A 22,225-nucleotide genomic window follows, 5' to 3' on the forward strand; every position below is an offset into this window, starting at 1 on the left:
TACATAATATAATGTATTTATGCAGCTTTTCCAAATCTTTGATATAAGTATCGTGGAGGTATTAACATTGTACACAGACAAACAAGTATTCATTGAAACGCAAAAAACAGCCAAAACTCTTAAAACTTACCGCGATAAGAGCGACGAAGAGTTATTAGCCTTTCTCGCTAAACAAGATTCACTAACCTTAAATCAGCTGAAAGTCTATTACTCAGATCCTTCATTTGCGCTTCATTATTTCATCAGTGCAGCATTTTTCAGTATCATATTGGCTTCGTTCATAACTGCAATTCTTTCTGGTCAAGCAGATTCGATATTCCCTTTCGTTTCCGGCATCTCCATTATAATATTGGCTGTCATATTTGTGGGGTGTATCTTCTGGGTGCTTAAACAGCTTGTCACCTTGAAAAAAAAGCCGATTCAATTCATTACACACTTTTCCAAGAAAGCAGAGTTTGCACGTATCGTAAAAATGATTGATTATGTTTTACAACAAAAATACAAAAAGGCATTGAAAAATATACCGCACCAATAAAATCTCATGTTTTTTTGAATAGGAGTGACAATCCAATGAGAAACGAAAAACAATTATTTCAAAAAACTGAACATACAGCCAAACTCCTTGAGTCTCACAAAAGTGACGAAGAGCGGCTTACATACCTTGCAAATCAAGATTCTGTTACATTAAATCAGCTAAAAATCTATTTTTCAAATCCCAGTTTTACATTAACATATTTTATTAAAGGCATTTTTTTCAGCAGTATTACTGCTGTAATTATGGCTGCCTTTTTATCTGGTCAAGTCTCCTCTTTCACCCATGATCTTTCAAGGCTATTTTCATTCTTCTTCATATTCTATCTGATCTTCTCTTTTCTTTGGATCGCCAAGATGCTGCTCTCCTCGCGAAAAGGACCAATGCAAACAATCCTGCACTTCCAAAAAAGAGCGGAATATTCCAGAATCACGGGTATGATTGATTTTATTTTAGATGAACGTTTTAAAAAAGAATTTGATTAAAAAGCAGAGGAACATCACCTCTGCTTTGGTTCGTCTATCAATCAAACAAAAAAGAAGGACAAAAGACATGCAAACAGACCAACAATTATTCGAAGAAACAAAACAAACGGCTGAAGCTATATTGTTTTCGAAAGCTGAAAACGATGAAGAGTGATGGCATACCTCGAAAAACAAGATTTATCCACGCTAAAAATCAGCCACGTGATAAAAGCTTCTCTTTACAGCTCCATCACCGCCTGCATTATAACTGCTATATTTTCTGGGCAAGTCGTTTCCATTTCATATGACATCGGGCATACTTTTTCCCATTATTTTAACGATATTACTTTTAGCCAGCTCCATCTGGGTGTTCGTTACAATCACTAAATCGCAAAGAAACAAAGACCAAAACTTTTTACACTTTAGAAAAAAATCCAGCCATACAAAAACATTTTAAAAGAAGGCATCCTCCGATGCCTTCCCTCGTCATATCACTCACCACTAGACATATTCTGTCGTCTCTCCTGCTCGGCGATGATTTCGTTGTCTTCGGCATTATCCCGTGTCACTTTCTGCGTCAGAATCGCGCCCACCGCCACTAAAATCATCACAGCGATATAATAGCCTTTTTCATTGAGCTGCAGGTTGTCGGCATTGTAAAGGCCGATACAAAATAAAAATACGCCTGCAAAGAATGTGAAATATGCCATGACCGTAAAAGCCGTTGTGTTTCTCCGTCTATACTTCTGCATCTTAATACCTCCTAAAAAACTAAAACTATTATACTTGATTTATCCACCCAAAAGAAGAATGATATTCCTTTTTACACACAATTTAGTAAATATGTCACAGCATAATCACATAGACCTATTCAACATGAAAAAGCCGGGGTTTTTCCCCCGGCTTTCTGATGGATTAATGCTTTTCTATTCCTAAAACAGCTTCAGCGATATTGACGGCATGGTCTCCGATTCTTTCGAGGTTGCTGGTGATGTCGACGAACACAACGCCGGCTTGTCCGGTGCATAACCCCTCATTCAAGCGAAGAATATGCTTTTTGCGCAGCTTGCGCTCCATTTTGTCAATTTGATTCTCTTTCTCGATCACGCGTCTTGCTGCTTCTTCATTCTTTTCTCCCAAGGCGTCAATGGATTCCTTGACGGTCGAAATCGTCAAATCAAGCATTTCCATTAAATCGGCCATCGCCTCTTCTGAAAGCTTGACCCTGTTTGATTGCTGATACTCGCCAAGCTCCACCAGGTTTTCAAAGTGATCGCCGATCCTTTCGATATCCCTGACGGTGTCCATGAACATATGATGCTCTTCAGATTCCTGCTCAGAAAGCGTCGTACCTGACAGCTCAATCAAATAATCCGTAATCTTGCGGTCAAGATTGTTAATGGCATCTTCAATCTGAAAAGCGCTTTGCGCATGCTTCGGCTGTTTTGTGCTGTAAAATTGTTTTGTCTCCTCAAGTCCTTTTACCGCAAACTCTCCCATGCGCAAAATTTCTTCTTTCGCCTGGCCGAGGGCGATTGAAGGAGACTGCTGGATGAAGAGCGGATCAAGATGTGTCGCTTTATAGTCCAATACCGAATCCTTGCCCGGAATCAGCTTTGTGACAATTAAAGCCAGCAGCCCGACAAACGGAAGCTGAATCAGCGTATTTGTCGTGTTGAAAATGCCGTGGGCAAACGCAATCACCATCTTAGGATCAAGCCCAAGCGAAGATTGAAGCATTAAAATGAATGACGTGAACGGCTTAAGCAAAATTAAGAAAATCGCCGTCCCGATAATATTAAATAATACGTGTACAGCCGCCGCCCGTTTTGCGGCGACAGATGCGCCGAGAGACGCCAATACAGCGGTGATCGTCGTGCCGATATTATCGCCAAACAATACTGGCAGCGCCCCATTTAAATCGATTAATGAATCGGCAAACAATCCTTGCAGAATACCGATGGTTGCACTTGAACTTTGGACGAGAACCGTGAAAAGAGTACCGACAAGCACGCCAAGAATAGGATTTGTGCTCATGCTGACGGTTAAATCATGAAAGGCTTCAACCGTCCTGAGGGGCTTCATCCCGCTGCTCATCAATTCCAAACCGTAGAAGAGCGCACCGAAACCAAACAGCACTTGTCCGAGATTCTGCAATTTTTTGTTTTTAAAGAAAAACAGCATAAATGCTCCGATGGCGATAATCGGCAAAGCATATGCACCAACGTCAAAACCGATGATAAACGCGGTAATCGTCGTTCCGATATTCGCGCCCATGATCACTCCGATCGCCTGACGAAGAGTCATAAATCCGGCGCTGACGAGACCCACGGTAATTACGGTCGTTCCTGAACTGCTTTGAATTAAAGCTGTCACGATAATCCCCGCCAAAACACCCATCAGAGGGTTGCTTGTAAACCGATCCAAAATATCTCTCAGTTTATCTCCGGCGGATTTCTGAAGACCGTCTCCCATGAACTTAATCCCAAGCAAGAAAATACCGAGTCCACCGATAAATTCAAACAGCAATTGCTGTACATCTATTTCCAAGGTTTTGCCCTCCTATATCGACAAAAATCTACAAACACCTTACGATTATGATGGAGGATAAAGCTTATGTAAACGATTCAAATTGAACATTTACAATAACTTAACATTGGCGGCTTCGGATTTACAATTCCTTAACATTACCGATTAAATTGATCATTTGTTCTTGCTTTTTGTCAGGGAAGAAGCTGATTTTGGCCTATCAATCCCCTTGGCTGTGAATAAGATTCTGAAAGGTGCGTCAATCTTCCATGCGCTTGAAAACAGACCGAACTTTTTCAAGATTGATCCGTATAAAAAAGGAAGGAGGGAGCAAGATGTCATATTCATCAGGCGAAAATGCAAAAATTAAGAAGACAACAAGCGAAAAGGTCTGGAACACGCTGGGCTATCTATTTTACTTCGGGTCGATTATCTTTTTAGTCTCGATGTGGAGCAAGCTTCCCGAAAAAGTGCCCGTCCATTCTAATGTACTCGGTGAAACAGACCGCTGGGGATCAAAATGGGAACTCATCATCCTGCCCGGTATTGGAATACTCATCATCTTATTCATGTCGCTGTTGGAAAAGCATCCTGAAATATACAATTATCCTAAACGGTTCAATGAGGCAAACGCTGAACGCTTTTATTTACATAGCCGAAAACTGGTCAATCAGCTTAAAAACCTCTGTCTCATTATATTCGCTCTTATTTTATTCGAATCTGTATCGATTGCTCTTGGCTGGGGAAACGGTTTTGGCAAATGGTTTCTGCCGATTGCGGTATGTGCCGCGGGCTTTCTTGTTGTGTCCAGCCTGATCAAACAAAAAAAGATACATTAGTTTGAAATAGGCCCGTTTAGACAGGGCCTTTGAGGCTTCGGCTATATGTTCTGTGCTTTTATTTTACATATCGGCTTTCCTTCAATATTTATGTTGTCCCCTGTTTTCAGCCCGTTTGGCAAATCCGCCGCCCGGGGTTCGTTCAAAGTTGATTTCCACCTGTATCGCCGTTTCCCGACATCTCGAAGACAATGCCCGATATGTAAACACCGGGTATTCTGGCGTGGAAACGGACCTTCTTGTCAATTTCACCATGATAGAGTAAGATGTACTTGTTTATAAACAGTCGACCGAATACCGTCGACTATTTGACAATTTGAAAAACAGGTATTCATGGAGGAGTCGTATGTCTATTATTTTCGTTATGTTTTTGCTTGGCCTTTTGCTCGGCTTTGTCGGCGCGGGCGGGGCCGGGTTTGTCATCGCACTGTTAACCATGCTGTTTCACATTCCGATTCATACAGCTTTGGGGACATCGCTGGCCGGAATGGCCTTTACCAGTTTATCAGGCACGTTCAGCCACTTTCGGGAAGGCAATATCAAACTGAAAATCGGCTTAACTGTCGGCTGTTTCGCGGCGGCGGGGTCCTTTTTCGGAGCCAAGCTGACCTCCCTGATCCCTGCAAGCTCATTGCATTACATGACCGCGGGTATGTTATTTTTATCAGCCATTTTGATTTTAATCAGGTTATTCTTTTTAAAAGAAAATGCAAAGGATCAAGACATGAACCTGCGCTTTTGGATAAAAGCCAGTGTATTGGGAATCGTGGCCGGCATTCTGTCCGGAACGTTCGGAATCGGCTCCGCCCCTTTCATTCAAATTGGTTTGATGATGTTTTTGAACTTATCGATCCGCCATTCAGTCGGGACGACCATGCTCGTCATTATCCCCCTCTCATTGGGCGGCGGGATCGGCTATATTTCAGAAGGATTTGTCGATTATCTTCTATTAATCAAAATCCTGATCGGCACGATGTGCGGAGCTTATGTCGGGGCGAAATTCACCAATATCCTGCCGAAAGTCGTATTGAAAGCGGGGTTATTTTTAACTCCTGCTGTTTCCGGCTTTATTCTTTTGTTTTAAATGAACGTAAGGCGTCCGGCATGTTGGCCGGGCATTTTTAGCGGGTATGGCCGCTCCTGTGTTAAAATAAACGATATGAGAATGAATACGAGGATGAGAAAGCGTGATTGAAAAACCAAAACCGTTTTATGAACAATCCTACCATGCGATAAAGCGAATGATTTTTGAAGGAACATTAAAGCCTGGAGAACGAATCGCTGAAGCAAAATTAGCCAAGGAGCTCGGCGTCAGTAAAAGTCCTTTAAGAGAAGCCATTCGAGTTTTGGAAAAAGAAGGGCTTGTCGTCATTGACTCAAGAGTGAAAGTCTACAAACCGACAATAAAAGATGTTGAAGAAATCTATTTTTGCCGGATGGCGCTTGAATCATTTGCTGCGGGATTGACGGCAAGAATTGCAACGGCGGAGGAACTGAAAACGATCGAAGACGTTTTGCGGAAAACAGAAGAAGCCATCCTTCAATCAAAGGATCAAAGCACCATCATAGAATTAAATGATACATTTCACGACTTAATTATCCAATATACACAAAACAGTCTATTGCGGAAACAGCTCAATGATTTGGAAGGGTTAATCTATTATTTCCGTATTTTGAATTTTGAAGGAGAAAAACGGGCTGAAGCCATTTTGGAGCAGCATCGGGAAATCTTTCACCATATGAAACAAAGAGATGACGAGCAGGCATCAAAAGCGATGGTGAACCACCTTCAGCTTGATCTCGATCACTTAGTCGGAGTGTTGTCTCATCGATGTGAAGATAACTCATAACAAGGGCGGCCTTTCTTACGGCCGCCCCCCATTTTTAATAGAAAGAAACAAATTCATTCACCGGCTTGCGATATCCTCTCAAGCGGCGGCTGCTTTCTTTTTCTTTGCCGATTGTCATCATGAGGACGATTTCATGTGTATCCGGAATCTTCAGCAGATCGCGAACTTGATCGCTGTCAAATCCTATCATCGGGCATGTGTCCCATCCCCGGTTCTTGGCGGCGAGCATAAACATCATCGCGGAAAGAGAAGCATTGCGAATCGCCTCTTCCTTCATGAATTGTTCCCCGCGAGACTCATAAAAATGGGTATTGTTTTCGATCATTTCCTGCAGCTCAAAGTCCTTAATGATTCCCAAATCCCTCATGCCTTCGTTGATTTTTTCCGTTTGCCGGTAGGCGTAGCGGTCTCCCGTCACTAAAATCACGGCAGAAGCTGAATGCACTTTATATTGGCCGTATGCAGCTTCCCTTACCTTTTCTTTTAAATCCTTATCCAATACCACTTTATACTCTGCGTGCTGTAAATTGAACGCCGAAGGCGCAAGCTTGATATCTTCAAAGATAAGCTCCAAATCTTTCACCGTTATTTGAACATCTTCCAGAAAATTATTTGCGGAGTGACGCGTTTCAATAAGCTCGTTAAATTCCATTCTCAAAACTCCATTCATCTATACTTTTCCAAGCGGATTCCTTACTTATATGATCGGCGACAGGCTCCTTATTGTTTAGAGGCGCCCACTTCGCTCTTATGATACGATGATGGAAGATGAGGTGAACTCCGAACATGGACATAACAATTAGGAAAATGACATGCGAAGATCTAGGCCGGCTGCCCGAAATCGATGACAGTTTTATCGTAGACTCGATTCTTCTTCTAACGCTTGAGGGAAATAGAATCCGCTATTCTGTGAAGCCGATCCAAAGCTGCGAAAAAAGCTACACGGATGAGTCAGAGCCCGCCGATTACTCCGCATATCTCGACAACCCCGATCAAGCCGTTTATTTAGCGTTTTTCGACAATCAGCCCGCAGGACAAGTCGCGGTCAGGCGCTATTGGAATGAATATGCCTATATTGAGGACATCAAGGTCGATCCAAAGTTTAGACGGCATGGAATCGGGCGGAAATTAATTGAACAAGTCAAACGCTGGGCGCAGGAAAAGGGCCTTGCTGGGATCACGCTGGAAACGCAAAACAACAATGTGAAGGCGTGCCGATTTTATGAAAGCTGCGGATTTGAAATCGGCGGATTTGATCTATTCTTGTATAAAGGCATTGATCAGCACAAAGATGAAATTGCACTTTACTGGTATTTAACGTTTTGAGTCTAAAAAGGAGTGATGAACACTTATTGTCCATCACTCTCATGCTATGTGTGAAAGGAGGAAGAAAAAGATGAAAAAGAATGCAGGGACAGAAGAAGCGATAAAAAGATGGGATCGATTTGCCGATGCATATGCCGCAAACCATACCGAGCAAGGAGACAAAGAAGTGTTCTTAAACCCCGCTATATTTTCTCTCATTGATTCGGTAAAGAATAAAAAAGTCTTAGATGCAGGTTGCGGCGAAGGGTATTTAAGCAGAATGCTGGCCAAGTCCGGGGCATCTGTGACAGCAGTCGATTATTCGCCAAGAATGATAGAAATCGCCATGGACAGAACCCCACACGACTTATCCATTCATTATAGACAGGGCAATTGTGAGGACTTGCATTTTTTAGAAGATAACAGCTTTGATTTGATCGTGTCCAACATGGTGATTCAAGACCTCGCCGATTATGAACAAGCCTTTCAAGAAATGCATCGCTTACTCGCGGCTGGGGGCTGTTTTATTTTTTCGATTTTACACCCTTGTTTTGTGACTCCTGAAAGCGGCTGGGAGAAAACACACGACGGCAAAAAGCTGCATTGGAATGTAGATCAGTATTTTTATGAAGGGGTGTACGAACAAAAGCTTGGCGATCAGGAAAACATGCTGTTCTTCCATCGAACATTGACAAGCTACATTAATACGATCAACAAAACAGGCTTCCATATAGAAAGCGTCTTGGAACCAAAGCCCTCAAAAGAAATGCTAAAAAAATACCCTTCATTTGAAGAGGATCTGAGATGCCCTGATTTTATTGTTTTTAAATTAAGAAACCTAACAAACTTTTAAAGCAGGCGGCTTCGCCTGCTTCATGAACGTTATTTTTCTTTTACCAACTTGATAAACAGGAATAATACGACGATTACAATGCAATAGTTTAAAGGATTTTCAAAAATATTCAGATTCAAAGCGATTTGCAATAAAATCCACAAAATGAAAATGACAATTATAGAAGGCAATATTAATCTATTCATCTGACATCACCTTTTAACATACTAGATTAAACTGTACTTCCCCTTGTTAAAAACAAGATGCTGCAGCACCCGTTAGTCCTCCGCCAACACCGCCAACAATGGTACCGACAAGACCAGCACTAACCGTTCCGACAACAGGAATTGTTACTGTTCCAACAGCTGCTCCTGCTAATCCTCCTGTACCGGCACCCGTAACCGCTCCCCCGGATGTGCCAAGGATACATTTTGCAACTGATTGAGTGTGAAACATATTGCCGCTGTTGTTTTTAATCACCTTTACTAATAGGCCATTGCCGGTTTTTTCATAATCTAAATCCACCGGATGATGATGTTTATCTACAGTACTCGTCGGCAAAGTCTCTCTTTCCCCAGTAACACTATCAATTATTGTTGCTTCTCCTTTTGAATTTATCATAGCCTCAGCATGATCTAATGTTAATTTAAGTTCACTGTCATTAATCTTTTCAATCGTTCCTACACGTTTGGATTCTTCAGCTTGAGCCGCAGCAGTTGCATTCATAAATAGAGTCAATAACAAAGCGAAAGATACAATCAATACGATCTGCTTTTTCATGGATAGGCTCCTTTCTAATATAGAAACACAATTTAACATAAACGATACATTGTTTCCATAGAATCCCGGAAGAAAAATGGAAAAACAAATAAAATAAGCCTATTTTAGTAGAGAGAGTTTCCATTTTAACAAAACTTTTGTGCTGTTTTTATGTAAAAATTTATTGTTTTGAAGTATAATGGCCTATCATCCTATGAGGTAAAGATGGCTTAAAATGCATTCGAAAAAGCAACGCGCGAAAAACAAGCCCGTCCTTATCAACATCGGCTGCTTGGACAACATGACAAGAAAAACCAGAATACATAACTAGCGGTAAATGCGGAAAAAGAAAAAGACGACTTAAACACCTAGTCCAAAATATCAATTGTCGATTATATTGAATTAAACTGAAAAAAGGGGGGATCAAATGAAAAAACAAGAATTAGAAGAATTAATTGATGAACTAAATGCAATAAGCTCATGGATACAAGCTTACGGGTCCTATCTTCAAGCCATTGGGCAAACGAAATATTTATCGAAAGAAGAAAAAGACAAAAAAGAAGGAATTGAATTACAGAAATCGGGCAATATGATCCAAGCCATAGCGAATTCAATTCAGGCTGCTTTGGCCGAAATACAAGGCAAGATTGCAAAAGATAAAAAAGGAGTCAATTTAGAAGCCTTAGGTCCGCTCATCCAATCAATTGGAAATGTGATTGAAGTTGTTGCCGAAAACGATTGAGCATCTTTGCATCTCATTCACGATACCTGATTCCGTTCACCCTGAATACCTCTGATACCCCCCGCCTGCACAATTTAAGGACATGTTGATTGCCTCATTCGCAAGATTCCGGAGATTACTATACAGCAGCAGTCAGCACATGTATGTTTGTTAAAACAACCGAGTGATATAATGAAAAAAATACGACTGAAGGAGATAAAAGCTTTGGATGCAAAGTGTGTTACATGCTATGAGTTTGGCAACCCGAAAGATGTTCTAACCGTCGAACATAAAACGATTGAACCCCCTAAACACGATGAAGTGCTCGTGCGGATGATAGCAAGGCCCATAAACCCTTCTGATTTAATACCCATTACAGGAGCTTATGCTCATCGAGTCTCTTTGCCAATGATTCCAGGTTATGAAGGTGTCGGTATCGTAGAAGATGCAGGTTCTTCCGTTTCACAGGACTTCATCGGCAAACGTGTGTTGCCTTTGCGCGGAGAAGGCACTTGGCAAGAATATGTTAAGACATCTGCTGATCTTGCAATAACTATACCGGACCATATTGATGATCTAACAGCATCCCAGCTATATATTAATCCGGTTACTGCTTGGATTGTTTGTACTGAAGTCTTAAAGCTGAAACCTCATGATATTTTGTTGGTTAATGCATGCGGCTCTTCGATCGGACGTATTTTTGCACAATTATCAAAGGTTTTCGGTTTCCGATTGATTGCGGTTACTAGAAACAATAAACATACTGAAGATTTGCTCATGCTTGGAGCATCCGATGTTGTAGATACCTCTACAAGTCCGCTCTATGATGCTGTTATGGATATAACAAATGGAAAAGGTGCGGATGCGGCGATAGATTTGATCGGAGGGGCATCAGGAAACGGCTTAGCTTTTTGCGTGCGTCCAAATGGCCATTTTTTAACCATTGGCCTATTATCAGGGATTCAGGTGAATTGGGCGGATATTATAAAAAAAGCAAAGGTCAACGCCAATATATTTCATTTAAGACATTGGAATAGCAACGTCCCAATCGAAAAATGGCAAAATACCTTTGATCAATTGATTCATCTCATAAATGATAAAAAACTATCTTTGCTGAAGGAGCATTCTCTATATGACTTGTCAAACATAAAACAGGCTCTCGAAAGCTCTGCAATCATAAAAGGTAAAGTGTTTTTAACAAGCTGAAACTTTTTTAAAGAGAAAAGCACAGCCTAAATGAATGCTATTACTTATCCTCTGATAGCAGCACCATATATAAAAGTGGAAGCTTAAATCCCAATGAAGAATCAGCTATACAGTCGGAAACGTACCAAATAAAGCAGCCAATGGAATTGCTCAAGGGTTATCTGATTTCTTCAGTTCTTAATATGACCATGTTTCCTATCAATGCAATTTATCGTTTGAAAAAGTTAAGTAATCAGGAGGCTTTTAGGGGAAGCGGCATGCAAACAATGAAAAAATCGGGAATTTATGTGAACTCTCTAAAAAGGCGTTGGGAATATTGGGTTGTACATGAAAATAGCATCCCTGTTCTCGTATCATGGTTAAGTTGGGGCGCCTCTCAAACTATTTATAAAAATTGGGAGTCCAGTTGCGAAGCGATAGACGAATAGATGCACATCAGGATACGAACAAAAAACCTAACTGCTTGGTTAGGTTTTTGCATACAATTTTCTTCTCATCCTTTTACAACAAGTCTCGATTGATCTGGCCGTCTAGGAATTCGTTAAACACTGCTCTGTTTATTGTAATTGAATTTTTTCTTGAATAGTAATTGCGAAAATCCATATAAAGCCGACGCCAGCAAAAGAATACCTGCTGACATATAAACGAATCGTACGCCAGCCAAATCTGAAATAACCCCGATACCCAGAATGGAAAACATAAAAATCAACTGCACGAGAGCTGATCTGGCAGACATGATGTTTACCCGTGTTTCCTCGGTTGTGATGTTCTGAATAAATGTTTCCTGTGTCAAATCTCTCAGGATATATGCCGGACCCATAAAGATAACCAGTAAAAGAGCTACGTATGCGCTGCTTATAAAACCATATATTAAAGTTAGCACTCCATATGAGATAGCACCAATTAACATCAAATTTATTAACTGATGTTGGAATCTGCCCGAAAGTTTATAAATGACAAATCCTCCGATCATCGATCCTAAATAATATGCTCCATTAATATAGCCCCACCACGATTCGCCTTTATGTAATGCTTCGTTTACAAAAGCTAACGAGACAGACCCTATCCAAATCATTCCCGCCCATGACTCGATGACATCCATTATGATGATTGTTCTTAGCTTCTTTTGTTTAAATAAGTATTTCCAACCGCTTATTACACTTTTATAGGGAGTCCTTTTTTCGATTATAGCAGCAGGTTGTTTTGTTCTCAGGCAAAACATAATAAAAAAAAGCGAAACCACCAACAAAAGGATCGTGATGATCATCGTGTATCCTTCTCCTAAAAAGGCGATGATAAGACCTCCCAGCGACCAACCTGCAAACTGAAAAGTCTGATCCACCGCAGATAATAATCCATTTGCTTTCACCCTTTCATCAAGAGGGATGATTTCGCCAATCAACGCACCTTTTAAAGGCGCAAACCACCCATTAAAAAAAGAAATGCCGCCAATCATCATGAAAACCAAAACCATCATTTCAAAAGAATAGGTCTGTAAAAGAAAATAAATTAGACATATTAACAAAACAATTTGTATAAGTTGAGAAATCATTAATATAAGACGAAGATTGAATCGAGTTGTTGCCAACGGCAATGCAGTGCTTCCAATAATACGAAACATAATGCTGATGAATGTCACGAGAGAGGCGATTGTTGTAGAGTTCGTCATGTTGTACAAAAATGAAATGACTGCCATCGTATATAGAGAAAATCCTAAATTTGTAGTGGTCTGGCTAAATAAAATAGAATAATAGCCTTTTTTCATAAATATCCCTTCCCCTCAAAGGAATATAACATATTAAAACATCTAAAAGCAAAAAAGGGAAAGAAAGGACTCGATCCTTAAAGAATAGGATAAGAGAGCTGGTTTAATATGGTGAAAAACGAAACCGTCAAAATATCTGTTGTATTAATTTTAACAATTCTGTTTTAATAAAATAATCCCTTTGATGTATTAATGTTTTACATTAAATAAAATCTGTATTACATTATAAATAAAGTCTGTTATACAGAATAACAGACTCGCCTGCACGTAACGACACATTTAAAGAGGATTGGGAGGGAAATTTTTATGTCAAACCATTCACCGATTACCCCTAATTTAAGTGACAGCGGCATTCGCTATTTTCAAGCTTATGAAGAAAGCCTTGGTCTCTGGCCAGTTCACTACAAAGCTTTCTACGTATCTACCCGTTTCGGCCAAACGCATATTATTGCAAGCGGACCTGAGGATGCCCCGCCGCTAGTGCTGCTTCACGGCGCATTATTCAGCTCTACTATGTGGTATCCCAATATCACAGATTGGAGCAGCAAATACCGAACATATGCAATCGATATCATAGGTGACATGAACAAAAGCATCCCTGCAGATTTATGTGGCACGAGAGCGGGTTACGCCGAGTGGCTTCTTGATGTGTTTGACGCTCTAGAGATCGAAAAGTCGCACATGATTGGACTTTCGCTTGGCGGGCTTCACACCATGAACTTCATTTTACGTGCATCAGAGAGAGTAGAAAGCGCAGCAATCCTTAGTCCCGCGGAAACGTTTTTCCCATTTCATCACGATTTCTATCAATACGCCCTTAGCCTTGCAGAACCTGATGGAGTAGAAAATTTCTTAAAGTGGATGATGGCAGATCGTAATCTGTTACACCCCATTTTTGTAGAGCAGTTTCATACAGGCGTGATGTGGCAGGATAGATCTAGACAGCCAAAGCCTAAAGCCGACGGATTTCCGTATGTTTTCACTGACGACGAATTAAGGTCCGTAAAAGTGCCTATTCTATTATTGCTGGGTGAACATGAAGTCATTTACGACCCGCAATCTGCCTTACATCGTGCTTCTGCACTCGTTCCTGGTATGGAAGCGGAAATCATAAAACAAGCCGGCCACGTTCTATCAATGGAACAGCCTCAATACGTAAACGAACGTGTATTGGATTTTTTTAGTAAATGAACCGCTGTCTTGTTGTCAAAGAGCCCTCAATGGCAATTCGTATTCTGGATATTAAAAGAATTTTTATAATATAGAAATAGAGTCTCTTATAGGCTCTATTTTTTATCGCGGGAATAATTTTTAGATTCAGCCTGTTCCGCATAGGAGGCTCCCCAATCAGACAAAGTGCTTAAAATGGGCAAAAGGCTTTGGCCGATTTCAGAAAGAGAGTATTCTACTTTAGGCGGTGCCTGATGATAAACAAATCGATTGACTATACCGTCCTCTTCTAATTCCCTAAGCTGCTTTGTTAACATTTTTTGCGTAATTTGCGGTAAAGCTCTTTTTAATTCTCCAAAGCGCATATTTCTTTGGCCCAAATACCACAAAATAAGGCATTTTATCTCCAAGAAACCTTGAGCTGGGAAGGACGGCGCCAACAGTTCTTGGATGAACTATATATTGGAATAAGAATGACAGACGTTTCATATTTAAATCTCCCCATTGCTTTGAATTTATAATCATACTACCTGAAGAAAAAGGGGCGAAAAATCTTAAGAATACTTAAGATTTGACGAAGCTCTTGTAATAACAGTTTGTTCTGAGGATGGAAAGCCATAGTAAGGTACAAACAATTGGATCTGCTTCTCTTTCCATAAGATAAAATAGAAGAAGTTAACCTTAATAGACGTCTTTTTTTGATATTTGGTATATTACATCATGTAAAGACAATACTGAATAAAAATTAGCATTAGAAGGTGATCCAATGCCCACTAACAATAAACCCAATAGATTAATCGCCGAGTCTCCGTACTTGCTCCACCCCTCAACCCTGTCGACTGGTTCTCCCTGGGGCGAAGAAGCCTTCGAAAAAGCGAAACGCGAAACAAGCCGGTTCTTGTGAGCATCGGTTATTCGACTTGCCACTGGGTGGCATGTCTGCTAGAGTAACCATAAATTGTTTACAAAAAAAGCCCTCTTTAAGGGCGGCAAAACGTTAATACCACAGGTTCGTTTTTCCTTTTAATCTTTGGCGTTTAAATTAATCCTTTTATATATTCTTATTTGCATTATTCCCCGATCTTCAATATAGATTTTTCACTCTGCATAGAAGGCTCTTTATTTAAAACCAATATTAAAGTTATACCTATAATGCAGAAAGCACCCACCCATTGAAAAAAACCAAATGGTTCTTTTAACCAAACGACAGTTGTCACAACTGCTGATAGCGGTTCTAAACTGCCTAACAGGCTTGTTTCTTTGGGTGAAAGGCTTTGCAAACTTTTTATGAAGAACCAGAACGCAATCATTGTTCCAAATACTATAACAAATATAATATATACATATGCATCCGTGGATAAACTTTTAAAATCCATTTGCCATGGCGGATGGATAAAACTTAATGCAAAACCGCCAATAATCATAGCCCAACCTACAACAACAAGAGAATCAAATTTATTTAATAAACCAACGGCATATAAAGTATAAAAAGCTGCTGCGAATCCTGATAAAACTCCCCATGCTACTGCAATTTCCGGTACTGAAAGTTGAGAGATTGAACCGTTTGTTAGTAAAAAAAAGCATCCCGCCAGAGCAAGTAAAACTGTTATGACATCTTGTTTTGTAAGAACAGTTAGTTTTCGTAACAGCGAGTAAAGAATAACCATTACAGGGGATAAATATTGTAATAATGTAGCAACAGCAGCATTCCCATGTTGAATGGATGCCATATATGTGTACTGCACAGCAAGCATTCCGAACAACCCAAAAATAATAAGCTGACAAGCTGACGCTTTGTTTTTCCAAACCTCAATAATCTGAGACCGGTCCTTTCTGAATAATTGGAGCATCAACAGTAAAATGCCGGCAATAAGCAAGCGTATCGTGACAAACCAATTCACATCAACTTGATCATCTTGAAAAAGTTTTTTTGCTACTGTACCCCCAATTCCCCAACATGTCGCCCCTGTTATAACATAGAACAATCCCATTCTTCTTTTGGAAGTATTCATACATGACTCCTCACTAATAAATATAATAATAGTGTTATAATAAATGCATATTCTCATAAAAAATACTCAAATCGAATGAAAAAATATAAATATATTGAGGTGAGAAAGTGCAAATAAAAAATTTTATGATTGATCAAAACTTAAAAGAATTAACAGAGCATCGAACAGTAGAATTACCAGTTGCATGTTACGAGACAAGGATCAATCAAAATATAAATGGCTATATACCGCTACATTGGCATGACGAAATTCAATTTGTTTTGATACTAAAAGGGGTAGCTGTCTTTCAAATAAATGAAGAAAAAATAGGGGTTCAAGAAGGGGATGGATTATTTATCAATAGTGGCTGCCTGCACATGGCAGAAGAAAAGGATGGCTCGGATTGTACGTATATTTGCTTAAATGTTTCACCCCATTTCGTTTTAGCTGAAGAACTGTATTCAAGCTATGTTCAGCCCTATATGTTTTCAACCAATTTATCCTATTTATTTTTGGATGGAAATCAAATTTGGGCTAACAATATTCTAAAAGCTGTAAAAAAAATAAACCAATTGGTTAAACAAAAAACACCGCTATATGAAATCGACATTACCACTCAATTAACTTTGATATGGAAAAACCTAATCGTTAATGGATTTCAATTAGAGTACGATCAATCAGAAAGAATAAAAAGTAATCGAATGAAACAAATGTTAAATTGGATACACCTCCATTATGCTGAAAAAATTACATTAGAGGACATTGCAAAAGCTGGCCAATTGAGCCGTTCTGAGTGCTGCCGTTATTTTAGACGAATGCTGAATAAGACGCCGTTACGTTATGTAATGGATTATAGAATCCAAAAAAGCTTATTGTTACTGCAGCACCCGGAAACCAATGTTACAGAAGTGTCCTATCAAGTTGGATTTAACAGCACCAGTTATTTCATAAGTAAATTTCAACAAGCTATGAATATGACACCTTTATCATACAAAAAAATTCATATGAAGCATTAATTGAAAAGGTTTATTCTACGATTTGAAAATAAAGGGAGTCCCTGTTTATGGTACTCCCTTCTAATTTTTTTAATAGGCTGTTCAACTAGCCCTTGGTGGCATTTTTCTCCTTTTATATTAAATGCACTCAACTACTTCACCCAAATACAAAAACTATTTTTTAGGTCTGTTATTCATTCTTTGATCTCTATCCCCACTATCAATATCACCTGAAACGGCATCAATAAAATTATCGATGGTCTTACCGATCTTTCTTGTCTTTCCATTCCCATTACTCATATTTTTGCTCGTATTTTTCTGATTTGGATTGTAGTATTTAATAAAACCTCCACACAAAGCACCTACAAATACAATCCAATATGGAATCTCTTCTAACCCTCTTGGCTCCAGGTATAACCAATTGATTCCAAATACTATAAAACTAATGAGTATAAGCGCCGTTCCAATAATATTTTTAATCATTCTTACGTATCTACCTCCCGAAATCAGATATATAAATTACGTCTTGGATATTCAAATGTTTCATTTATTTATTCAACATGAATATAACTTTTTTGTACAGTTTATATATTATTTTTGTGGTAAGCTAACTAAATAAACTTTACTTTATCCAGAAAGAAGGTGATCCCATGCCAAATAAAAGCAAACCCAACAGATTAATCGCTGAGAAGTCTCCGTACTTACTTCAACACGCCACAACCCTGTGGACTGGTACCCGTGGGGAGTAGAAGCATTTGAAAAAGCGAAACGCGAAAACAAGCCGGTTCTTGTGAGCATCGGCTATTCGACATGTGACTGGTGCCATGTCTATTAAAGTAACCAAAATAGACAACCAAGGATCGGTGAGTACAAATCCCTGTGATTTTTTCAAAGATGGAATTAGAGAGAAGAAATGAACCGTAAGTAGTTGGAGGGATGATTGAAGTATGTTAACAAGAGAAGATATCTTTAAACACGTCAAAGAAAAATACGGTACATCGCCTGATTACCCGTGGAAGAAATACCCAAACTATGCTTCTTTGAGACATGAATCAAACAAAAAATGGTACGGTCTTATAATGAATGTTCTCCCGGAAAAATTAGGATTAGATGGAAGTGACGAAATAGATATTTTGAATCTAAAATGTCCCCCTGAAATAAGTGATAGTTTAAGAAATGAAAAAAATATCCTACCCGGATATCATATGGATAAGGAACATTGGATTTCACTTGTTTTGGAACGTACAGATTCAGAAGGAGAAATTTATTACTTAATCGAGCAGAGCTTTCATTTAACCAAGTAAAGATAAAGAGTGTTCCTGCTAATCAAGCTACGAAGTTTAGTGGGCACTTTCATTTTAGGATATTGTTCTTCTCTGTGTGCCACAAACGCTAATTAAACTATCTGGTGTGTTAGTTGAAGAAGAAAGGGCATAACATATTAGTCATATAAAACATGTTATGCGCCGGTTTTGGCCTTACCAACTCTTCTAAACTTTGGGGTCGCACACGAGATTTGCTAAAGGCCGTTCCTGATCATACTCGTCATCAAATAAAGATCTTCGAATCATAAAATCACTTCCAAAGGTATTAACTGCCCATCATATATTATGAGTGCTGATTTTCTCAAGTATAACATTTGGAGAACGTATGTTTTTGAATCTCGTTTATTCAATATAATTTGAACCTGAATATAACCAAATTGGAAATAAGATGTTCTAATTTCAAATAAAAGCAAAAGCTATAGATTAGTCGCTGAGAAATCTCCTTTAATTACTAAACTATTTTATGAAAAAGAAAGGATTTTAAATATATGAAGAATGACTTTAAAATAATTGAAATGACATTAAAAAACAAGAAGGATTATGATCCCAATCAAACCTTTATGGTTATAGGTAGACTTATTCCGAAATATGAAGATAACTCCTGGACTTATCAAGAAGAGATTTACGAAAAACCTTATGAATCAAAGTATGAGGAAAATGAAGATTTTGACGAATATATTGATAGCGAAGATAGTGTCGTTTTTTTATACTATGTCGGCGAAACATGCCTAGGGCACATAAAATTACATACAATAGAAGAAATAAAATACGCTTCTATTGATAAACTTTTTGTTTCGAATAGTCATAGGGGCAAAGGTATAGGAACTGCTTTACTTAATAGAGCAAAAGAGTGGGCAATCAACAAAGGCACCAAAGGATTTATGTTAGAAACTCAAGACGTTAATTTACTCGCTTGTCGATTTTATTTAAAAAATGGTTTTGTAATTGGTTCAGTGGATAACATGATTTATAAACATTCACGACGATATTCGAATGAAAAAGCAGTATTTTTTTATTTGAAGTTTTAATAATGGCTGAAAAGAAAATACTAATGGTATTGTGAATAAGAAATGAAAGAAGGTAATCCCATGCCCACTAACAATAAACCCAATAGATTAATTGCTGAGAAGTCTCCATATTTACTTCAACATGCTCACAATCCTGTGGACTGGTTCCCGTGGGGAGAAGAAGCATTTGAAAAAGCGAAACGCGAAAACAAGCCGGTTCTTGTGAGCATCGGCTATTCGACTTGCCACTGGTGCCATGTCATGGCCCATGAAAGCTTTGAAGACGAAGAAGTTGCGCAGCTTTTAAATGAGAAATTCGTTTCCATCAAAGTCGATCGCGAAGAGCGGCCTGATGTCGACTCGATTTATATGACGATCTGCCAAATGATGACCGGGCAGGGCGGCTGGCCGTTGAATGTATTTTTGACGCCTGAGCAAAAGCCTTTTTATGCAGGCACTTACTTTCCGAAGACGAGCCGCTACAACCGGCCGGGGTTTGTCGAGGTGCTGAAGCAGCTGTCGGCTACGTTTGCGAAGAATCGCGACCATGTTGAAGACATCGCTGAAAAGGCGGCCAACAATCTGAGAATCAAAGCGAAAAGCAATGCCGGCGAAGCGTTGGGCGAGGATATACTGAAGCGCACATATCAGCAGCTGATCAACAGCTTTGATACGGCGTACGGCGGTTTCGGCAGCGCGCCGAAGTTCCCCATTCCCCACATGCTGACCTTTCTGCTCCGCTATCATCAATACAGCGGCGAGGAAAATGCCTTGTACAGCGTGACGAAAACACTCGACAGCATGGCGAACGGGGGTATCTACGACCATATCGGCTATGGTTTCGCCCGCTATTCGACTGATCAAGAATGGCTCGTCCCCCATTTTGAAAAAATGCTTTATGACAATGCGCTGTTGTTAATGGCTTATACAGAGGCCTACCAGGTGACAAAGCGCGAACGGTATAAACGGATTTCCGAGCAGATCATTGCCTTTATCCGCCGGGAAATGACGGACGAAAGAGGCGCTTTCTTCTCTGCGCTTGACGCTGATACGGAGGGCGTGGAAGGAAAATATTACATATGGTCAAAAGACGAGATCACAGAGACGCTCGGAGATGAGCTCGGCAGTCTGTACTGTGCCGTCTACGACATCACCGATGAAGGCAATTTCGAAGGATTCAATATTCCCAACTTGATCTATACCAGCTTTGAACAGGTAAGAGATGAATTCTCGCTGACAGAAACCGAGCTGCAAAATAAGCTGGAAGCAGCGAGACAAAAGCTTTTTGAAAAACGCCGGGGCCGAATCTATCCCCATGTTGACGATAAGGTGCTGACATCGTGGAATGCCTTGATGATCGCCGGACTTGCCAAAGCGTCCAAAGTGTTCGAAGCCCCTGAATATTTGGAAATGGCGCGGACGGCGCTTTCATTTATCGAGGACGAACTCATCAAGGACGGCCGCGTCATGGTGAGATACCGCGATGGTGAAGTGAAAAACAAAGGGTTTATTGATGATTACGCATTTTTGCTGTGGTCCTATCTTGAATTGTATGAAGCATCGCTGAACCTGCCGGATCTGAGAAAAGCGAAAGAATTGGCGGGAGACATGATCGATCTGTTCTGGGATGAGGACCACGGCGGTTTTTACTTTACAGGTAAAGACGCCGAGGCGTTAATCGTGCGCGATAAGGAAGTATATGACGGCGCTTTGCCTTCCGGAAACGGAGTGGCCGCTGTACAGCTGTTCCGCCTTGGACGCTTGACAGGCGATTTGTCATTGATCGACAGGGTATCGGACATGTTTTCGGCCTTCCATGGGGACGTCTCCGCCTATCCGAGCGGACATACAAACTTTCTGCAAAGTCTGTTAAGCCAGATGATGCCGCAAAAAGAAATCGTTATCCTCGGAAAACGCGATGATCCGAACCGGCAAAACATCATCAGAGCGCTGCAGCAAGCCTTTCAGCCGAACTATGCCGTCCTGGCCGCTGAATCTCCGGACGATTTTAAAGGAATCGCAGACTTTGCGGCGGACTACAAAGCCATCGATGACAAAACAACCGTCTATATTTGCGAAAACTTCGCCTGCCAAAAACCGACGGCAAATATTGATGAAGCGCTCAAACGGCTGTTGTCCGTTTAATGCGCGACGATAGTGGGAATAACATCTGAAACTTCATCAAACTTTTCAGAAAGGGGTTATCATCATGAAGCAAAAGAATGTGATGTCAACGCTCGCCGTTTCCACTGTCGTCGCCGGAGTCGTTTCTTATATGCTGAAAGACCAAGCCAACAGACAAAAGCTGAAGGAATGCATGCAAAACATGAAATCAAAGCTTCCGTCATTGCCGCAAAAACAAAATACAGCGTCATTCCCGGTCGATAAAGCGGGGAATCCGTCTCCGCACGATATCGAAGACAACAAAATGGTCTCGGAAGGGTCCATGTATCCTGTCCAATATTATGATGAAAAGAAAAAATAACGGTTCACATAGCTGCCGGCCATCCGCGGCAGCTTTTTAATGCCTCTGCAAAAATTCGAGCCGGTTGCCAAACGGATCATGGATATAAAATCTATCGGCTCCTTCTAAGGGTTCACCGTCTATAATGTTGATATCGAATTCTCTTAATCTTTCTTTCGCTTATCGATATTGTCGACGCTGAACGCCGGATGCGCTTTTACTGCGGGCTTGAAAGGGTCTTGAACACCGACATGCAGTTCATGAGCGCCGCACTGAAACCAAACCCCGCCGCGCTTTCTCAAGTTTTCGGGTTTTGAAATTTCCCGCATCCCCAATATTTCTGAAAAAAATTCTCTGCATGTATTCTCGCTGCCTTTAGGAGCCGCAATTTGCACATGGTCAATACCTGTATACATCCGATTCCCTCCTTCATATGCTGGCATCACCGTTAGGATCACATATTTTTCCGCA

24 protein-coding genes and 3 pseudogenes are annotated in these 22,225 nt (G+C 40.2%); 17 read left to right on the top strand and 10 right to left on the bottom strand.

The genetic code is table 11. From position 1 onward, the window contains the following. The first annotated feature begins 67 nt into the window (after positions 1-67). The gene (locus tag BTR1S_RS12680; protein ID WP_006640031.1) at positions 68-535 is read left to right on the top strand and encodes a hypothetical protein; all 468 of its coding nucleotides are present in this window, start codon (positions 68-70) and stop codon (positions 533-535) included. 35 nt (positions 536-570) lie between these two features. Continuing rightward, a complete protein-coding gene (locus BTR1S_RS12685) occupies positions 571-1,017 on the top strand; it encodes a hypothetical protein (RefSeq protein WP_006640030.1) in 447 nt (148 codons plus the stop codon). 470 nt (positions 1,018-1,487) lie between these two features. Here the strand turns inward: BTR1S_RS12685 and BTR1S_RS12695 are convergent, their stop codons facing one another. After that, positions 1,488-1,748, bottom strand: coding sequence for a YiaA/YiaB family inner membrane protein (locus BTR1S_RS12695; RefSeq protein ID WP_006640028.1), 261 nt, complete (start codon positions 1,746-1,748; stop codon positions 1,488-1,490). Between the two features lie 163 nt (positions 1,749-1,911). Further along, positions 1,912-3,546: a Na/Pi cotransporter family protein gene (locus tag BTR1S_RS12700; protein WP_006640027.1), complete on the bottom strand. Its 1,635-nt coding sequence runs from the start codon at positions 3,544-3,546 to the stop codon at positions 1,912-1,914. 314 nt (positions 3,547-3,860) lie between these two features. Between BTR1S_RS12700 and BTR1S_RS12705 the strand changes: the two genes are divergently transcribed. From BTR1S_RS12705 to BTR1S_RS12715, 3 genes are all read left to right on the top strand, one after another. Next, positions 3,861-4,364, top strand: coding sequence for a DUF1648 domain-containing protein (locus tag BTR1S_RS12705; protein ID WP_006640026.1), 504 nt, complete (start codon positions 3,861-3,863; stop codon positions 4,362-4,364). A gap of 346 nt (positions 4,365-4,710) precedes the next feature. Next, the gene (locus BTR1S_RS12710) at positions 4,711-5,448 is read left to right on the top strand and encodes a sulfite exporter TauE/SafE family protein (protein WP_006640025.1); all 738 of its coding nucleotides are present in this window, start codon (positions 4,711-4,713) and stop codon (positions 5,446-5,448) included. A gap of 103 nt (positions 5,449-5,551) precedes the next feature. Beyond that, positions 5,552-6,214, top strand: a complete 663-nt coding sequence (locus BTR1S_RS12715; RefSeq protein WP_006640024.1) for a GntR family transcriptional regulator — start codon at positions 5,552-5,554, stop codon at positions 6,212-6,214. A gap of 34 nt (positions 6,215-6,248) precedes the next feature. Here BTR1S_RS12715 and BTR1S_RS12720 read toward each other — a convergent pair whose 3' ends face one another. Then, positions 6,249-6,866 (bottom strand): nitroreductase family protein, encoded by a 618-nt coding sequence (locus BTR1S_RS12720; RefSeq protein ID WP_006640023.1) that lies wholly within the window; start codon positions 6,864-6,866, stop codon positions 6,249-6,251. Positions 6,867-7,000: 134 nt separating this feature from the next. Between BTR1S_RS12720 and BTR1S_RS12725 the strand changes: the two genes are divergently transcribed. Both BTR1S_RS12725 and BTR1S_RS12730 read left to right on the top strand, forming a co-directional pair. Next, complete coding sequence (locus BTR1S_RS12725; protein WP_006640022.1) at positions 7,001-7,540, top strand: GNAT family N-acetyltransferase; 540 nt, start codon at positions 7,001-7,003, stop codon at positions 7,538-7,540. Between the two features lie 70 nt (positions 7,541-7,610). After that, entirely contained in the window at positions 7,611-8,372 is a 762-nt protein-coding gene (locus BTR1S_RS12730; RefSeq protein WP_029419474.1) for a class I SAM-dependent methyltransferase, read from the top strand. Positions 8,373-8,401: 29 nt separating this feature from the next. Here the strand turns inward: BTR1S_RS12730 and BTR1S_RS23305 are convergent, their stop codons facing one another. Next, the gene (locus tag BTR1S_RS23305) at positions 8,402-8,557 is read right to left on the bottom strand and encodes a hypothetical protein (RefSeq protein ID WP_006640020.1); all 156 of its coding nucleotides are present in this window, start codon (positions 8,555-8,557) and stop codon (positions 8,402-8,404) included. Positions 8,558-8,603: 46 nt separating this feature from the next. Then, on the bottom strand, positions 8,604-9,131 hold the full coding sequence (locus BTR1S_RS12735) for a hypothetical protein (RefSeq protein ID WP_029419475.1): 528 nt from the start codon (positions 9,129-9,131) through the stop codon (positions 8,604-8,606). A 406-nt stretch (positions 9,132-9,537) separates the two neighbouring features. Between BTR1S_RS12735 and BTR1S_RS12740 the strand changes: the two genes are divergently transcribed. Next, a complete protein-coding gene (locus tag BTR1S_RS12740) occupies positions 9,538-9,852 on the top strand; it encodes a DUF6944 family repetitive protein (protein WP_029419476.1) in 315 nt (104 codons plus the stop codon). A 171-nt stretch (positions 9,853-10,023) separates the two neighbouring features. Continuing rightward, positions 10,024-11,037 carry a zinc-dependent alcohol dehydrogenase family protein gene (locus tag BTR1S_RS12745; protein ID WP_051397551.1) on the top strand — a complete coding sequence of 338 codons (1,014 nt, stop codon included), beginning with the start codon at positions 10,024-10,026 and terminating at the stop codon, positions 11,035-11,037. A 541-nt stretch (positions 11,038-11,578) separates the two neighbouring features. On the opposite strand, the gene BTR1S_RS12755 is transcribed toward BTR1S_RS12745, so the two are convergent. Then, a complete protein-coding gene (locus BTR1S_RS12755) occupies positions 11,579-12,802 on the bottom strand; it encodes an MFS transporter (RefSeq protein WP_029419479.1) in 1,224 nt (407 codons plus the stop codon). A 306-nt stretch (positions 12,803-13,108) separates the two neighbouring features. Here BTR1S_RS12755 and BTR1S_RS12760 point away from each other — a divergent pair, with 306 nt between their 5' ends. After that, positions 13,109-13,993, top strand: a complete 885-nt coding sequence (locus BTR1S_RS12760) for a carboxylesterase (protein ID WP_006640014.1) — start codon at positions 13,109-13,111, stop codon at positions 13,991-13,993. A gap of 95 nt (positions 13,994-14,088) precedes the next feature. On the opposite strand, the gene BTR1S_RS12765 is transcribed toward BTR1S_RS12760, so the two are convergent. After that, positions 14,089-14,424: a winged helix-turn-helix transcriptional regulator gene (locus BTR1S_RS12765; RefSeq protein WP_051056704.1), complete on the bottom strand. Its 336-nt coding sequence runs from the start codon at positions 14,422-14,424 to the stop codon at positions 14,089-14,091. A gap of 397 nt (positions 14,425-14,821) precedes the next feature. Between BTR1S_RS12765 and BTR1S_RS23315 the strand changes: the two genes are divergently transcribed. Continuing rightward, complete coding sequence (locus BTR1S_RS23315) at positions 14,822-14,923, top strand: DUF255 domain-containing protein (protein WP_236836459.1); 102 nt, start codon at positions 14,822-14,824, stop codon at positions 14,921-14,923. A 100-nt stretch (positions 14,924-15,023) separates the two neighbouring features. On the opposite strand, the pseudogene BTR1S_RS12770 reads toward BTR1S_RS23315, so the two are convergent. Next, a pseudogene (locus BTR1S_RS12770) lies at positions 15,024-15,984 on the bottom strand (DMT family transporter). A gap of 113 nt (positions 15,985-16,097) precedes the next feature. Between BTR1S_RS12770 and BTR1S_RS12775 the strand changes: the two are divergent. Continuing rightward, a complete protein-coding gene (locus tag BTR1S_RS12775; protein WP_029419481.1) occupies positions 16,098-16,979 on the top strand; it encodes an AraC family transcriptional regulator in 882 nt (293 codons plus the stop codon). Positions 16,980-17,132: 153 nt separating this feature from the next. On the opposite strand, the gene BTR1S_RS12780 is transcribed toward BTR1S_RS12775, so the two are convergent. Then, positions 17,133-17,441 carry a hypothetical protein gene (locus tag BTR1S_RS12780; RefSeq protein ID WP_006640010.1) on the bottom strand — a complete coding sequence of 103 codons (309 nt, stop codon included), beginning with the start codon at positions 17,439-17,441 and terminating at the stop codon, positions 17,133-17,135. Between the two features lie 167 nt (positions 17,442-17,608). On the opposite strand from BTR1S_RS12780, the pseudogene BTR1S_RS22020 reads away from it, so the two are divergent. From BTR1S_RS22020 to BTR1S_RS12800, 5 genes and pseudogenes are all read left to right on the top strand, one after another. Beyond that, positions 17,609-17,787: pseudogene (locus BTR1S_RS22020) on the top strand (DUF255 domain-containing protein); the annotation flags it as partial. Between the two features lie 118 nt (positions 17,788-17,905). Beyond that, positions 17,906-18,262 carry an MmcQ/YjbR family DNA-binding protein gene (locus tag BTR1S_RS12785; protein WP_029419482.1) on the top strand — a complete coding sequence of 119 codons (357 nt, stop codon included), beginning with the start codon at positions 17,906-17,908 and terminating at the stop codon, positions 18,260-18,262. A 509-nt stretch (positions 18,263-18,771) separates the two neighbouring features. Continuing rightward, on the top strand, positions 18,772-19,311 hold the full coding sequence (locus BTR1S_RS12790; RefSeq protein WP_034326585.1) for a GNAT family N-acetyltransferase: 540 nt from the start codon (positions 18,772-18,774) through the stop codon (positions 19,309-19,311). Between the two features lie 60 nt (positions 19,312-19,371). Continuing rightward, entirely contained in the window at positions 19,372-21,435 is a 2,064-nt protein-coding gene (locus tag BTR1S_RS12795; RefSeq protein WP_029419484.1) for a thioredoxin domain-containing protein, read from the top strand. Between the two features lie 64 nt (positions 21,436-21,499). Beyond that, positions 21,500-21,775, top strand: a complete 276-nt coding sequence (locus BTR1S_RS12800) for a YbyB family protein (RefSeq protein WP_006640004.1) — start codon at positions 21,500-21,502, stop codon at positions 21,773-21,775. Between the two features lie 36 nt (positions 21,776-21,811). Here the strand turns inward: BTR1S_RS12800 and BTR1S_RS12805 are convergent. Beyond that, positions 21,812-22,170: pseudogene (locus BTR1S_RS12805) on the bottom strand (VOC family protein). Positions 22,171-22,225 lie beyond the last annotated feature (55 nt).

Source organism: Bacillus sonorensis NBRC 101234 = KCTC 13918, from assembly GCF_001592005.1.
GTDB classification, from domain to species: Bacteria; Bacillota; Bacilli; order Bacillales; family Bacillaceae; genus Bacillus; species Bacillus sonorensis.

Bases quoted from the DNA above. Each gene is read 5' to 3' on its own strand.
- BTR1S_RS12685 (WP_006640030.1), top strand. From the start codon at position 571: ATGAGAAACGAAAAACAATTATTTCAAAAAACTGAACATACAGCCAAA.
- BTR1S_RS12695 (WP_006640028.1), bottom strand. From the start codon at position 1,748: ATGCAGAAGTATAGACGGAGAAACACAACGGCTTTTACGGTCATGGCA.
- BTR1S_RS12705 (WP_006640026.1), top strand. From the start codon at position 3,861: ATGTCATATTCATCAGGCGAAAATGCAAAAATTAAGAAGACAACAAGC.
- BTR1S_RS12710 (WP_006640025.1), top strand. From the start codon at position 4,711: ATGTCTATTATTTTCGTTATGTTTTTGCTTGGCCTTTTGCTCGGCTTT.
- BTR1S_RS12720 (WP_006640023.1), bottom strand. From the start codon at position 6,866: ATGGAATTTAACGAGCTTATTGAAACGCGTCACTCCGCAAATAATTTT.
- BTR1S_RS12725 (WP_006640022.1), top strand. From the start codon at position 7,001: ATGGACATAACAATTAGGAAAATGACATGCGAAGATCTAGGCCGGCTG.
- BTR1S_RS12730 (WP_029419474.1), top strand. From the start codon at position 7,611: ATGAAAAAGAATGCAGGGACAGAAGAAGCGATAAAAAGATGGGATCGA.
- BTR1S_RS23305 (WP_006640020.1), bottom strand. From the start codon at position 8,557: ATGAATAGATTAATATTGCCTTCTATAATTGTCATTTTCATTTTGTGG.
- BTR1S_RS12735 (WP_029419475.1), bottom strand. From the start codon at position 9,131: ATGAAAAAGCAGATCGTATTGATTGTATCTTTCGCTTTGTTATTGACT.
- BTR1S_RS12740 (WP_029419476.1), top strand. From the start codon at position 9,538: ATGAAAAAACAAGAATTAGAAGAATTAATTGATGAACTAAATGCAATA.
- BTR1S_RS12745 (WP_051397551.1), top strand. From the start codon at position 10,024: ATGAAAAAAATACGACTGAAGGAGATAAAAGCTTTGGATGCAAAGTGT.
- BTR1S_RS12755 (WP_029419479.1), bottom strand. From the start codon at position 12,802: ATGAAAAAAGGCTATTATTCTATTTTATTTAGCCAGACCACTACAAAT.
- BTR1S_RS12760 (WP_006640014.1), top strand. From the start codon at position 13,109: ATGTCAAACCATTCACCGATTACCCCTAATTTAAGTGACAGCGGCATT.
- BTR1S_RS12780 (WP_006640010.1), bottom strand. From the start codon at position 17,441: ATGATTAAAAATATTATTGGAACGGCGCTTATACTCATTAGTTTTATA.
- BTR1S_RS12785 (WP_029419482.1), top strand. From the start codon at position 17,906: ATGTTAACAAGAGAAGATATCTTTAAACACGTCAAAGAAAAATACGGT.
- BTR1S_RS12790 (WP_034326585.1), top strand. From the start codon at position 18,772: ATGAAGAATGACTTTAAAATAATTGAAATGACATTAAAAAACAAGAAG.
- BTR1S_RS12795 (WP_029419484.1), top strand. From the start codon at position 19,372: ATGCCCACTAACAATAAACCCAATAGATTAATTGCTGAGAAGTCTCCA.
- BTR1S_RS12800 (WP_006640004.1), top strand. From the start codon at position 21,500: ATGAAGCAAAAGAATGTGATGTCAACGCTCGCCGTTTCCACTGTCGTC.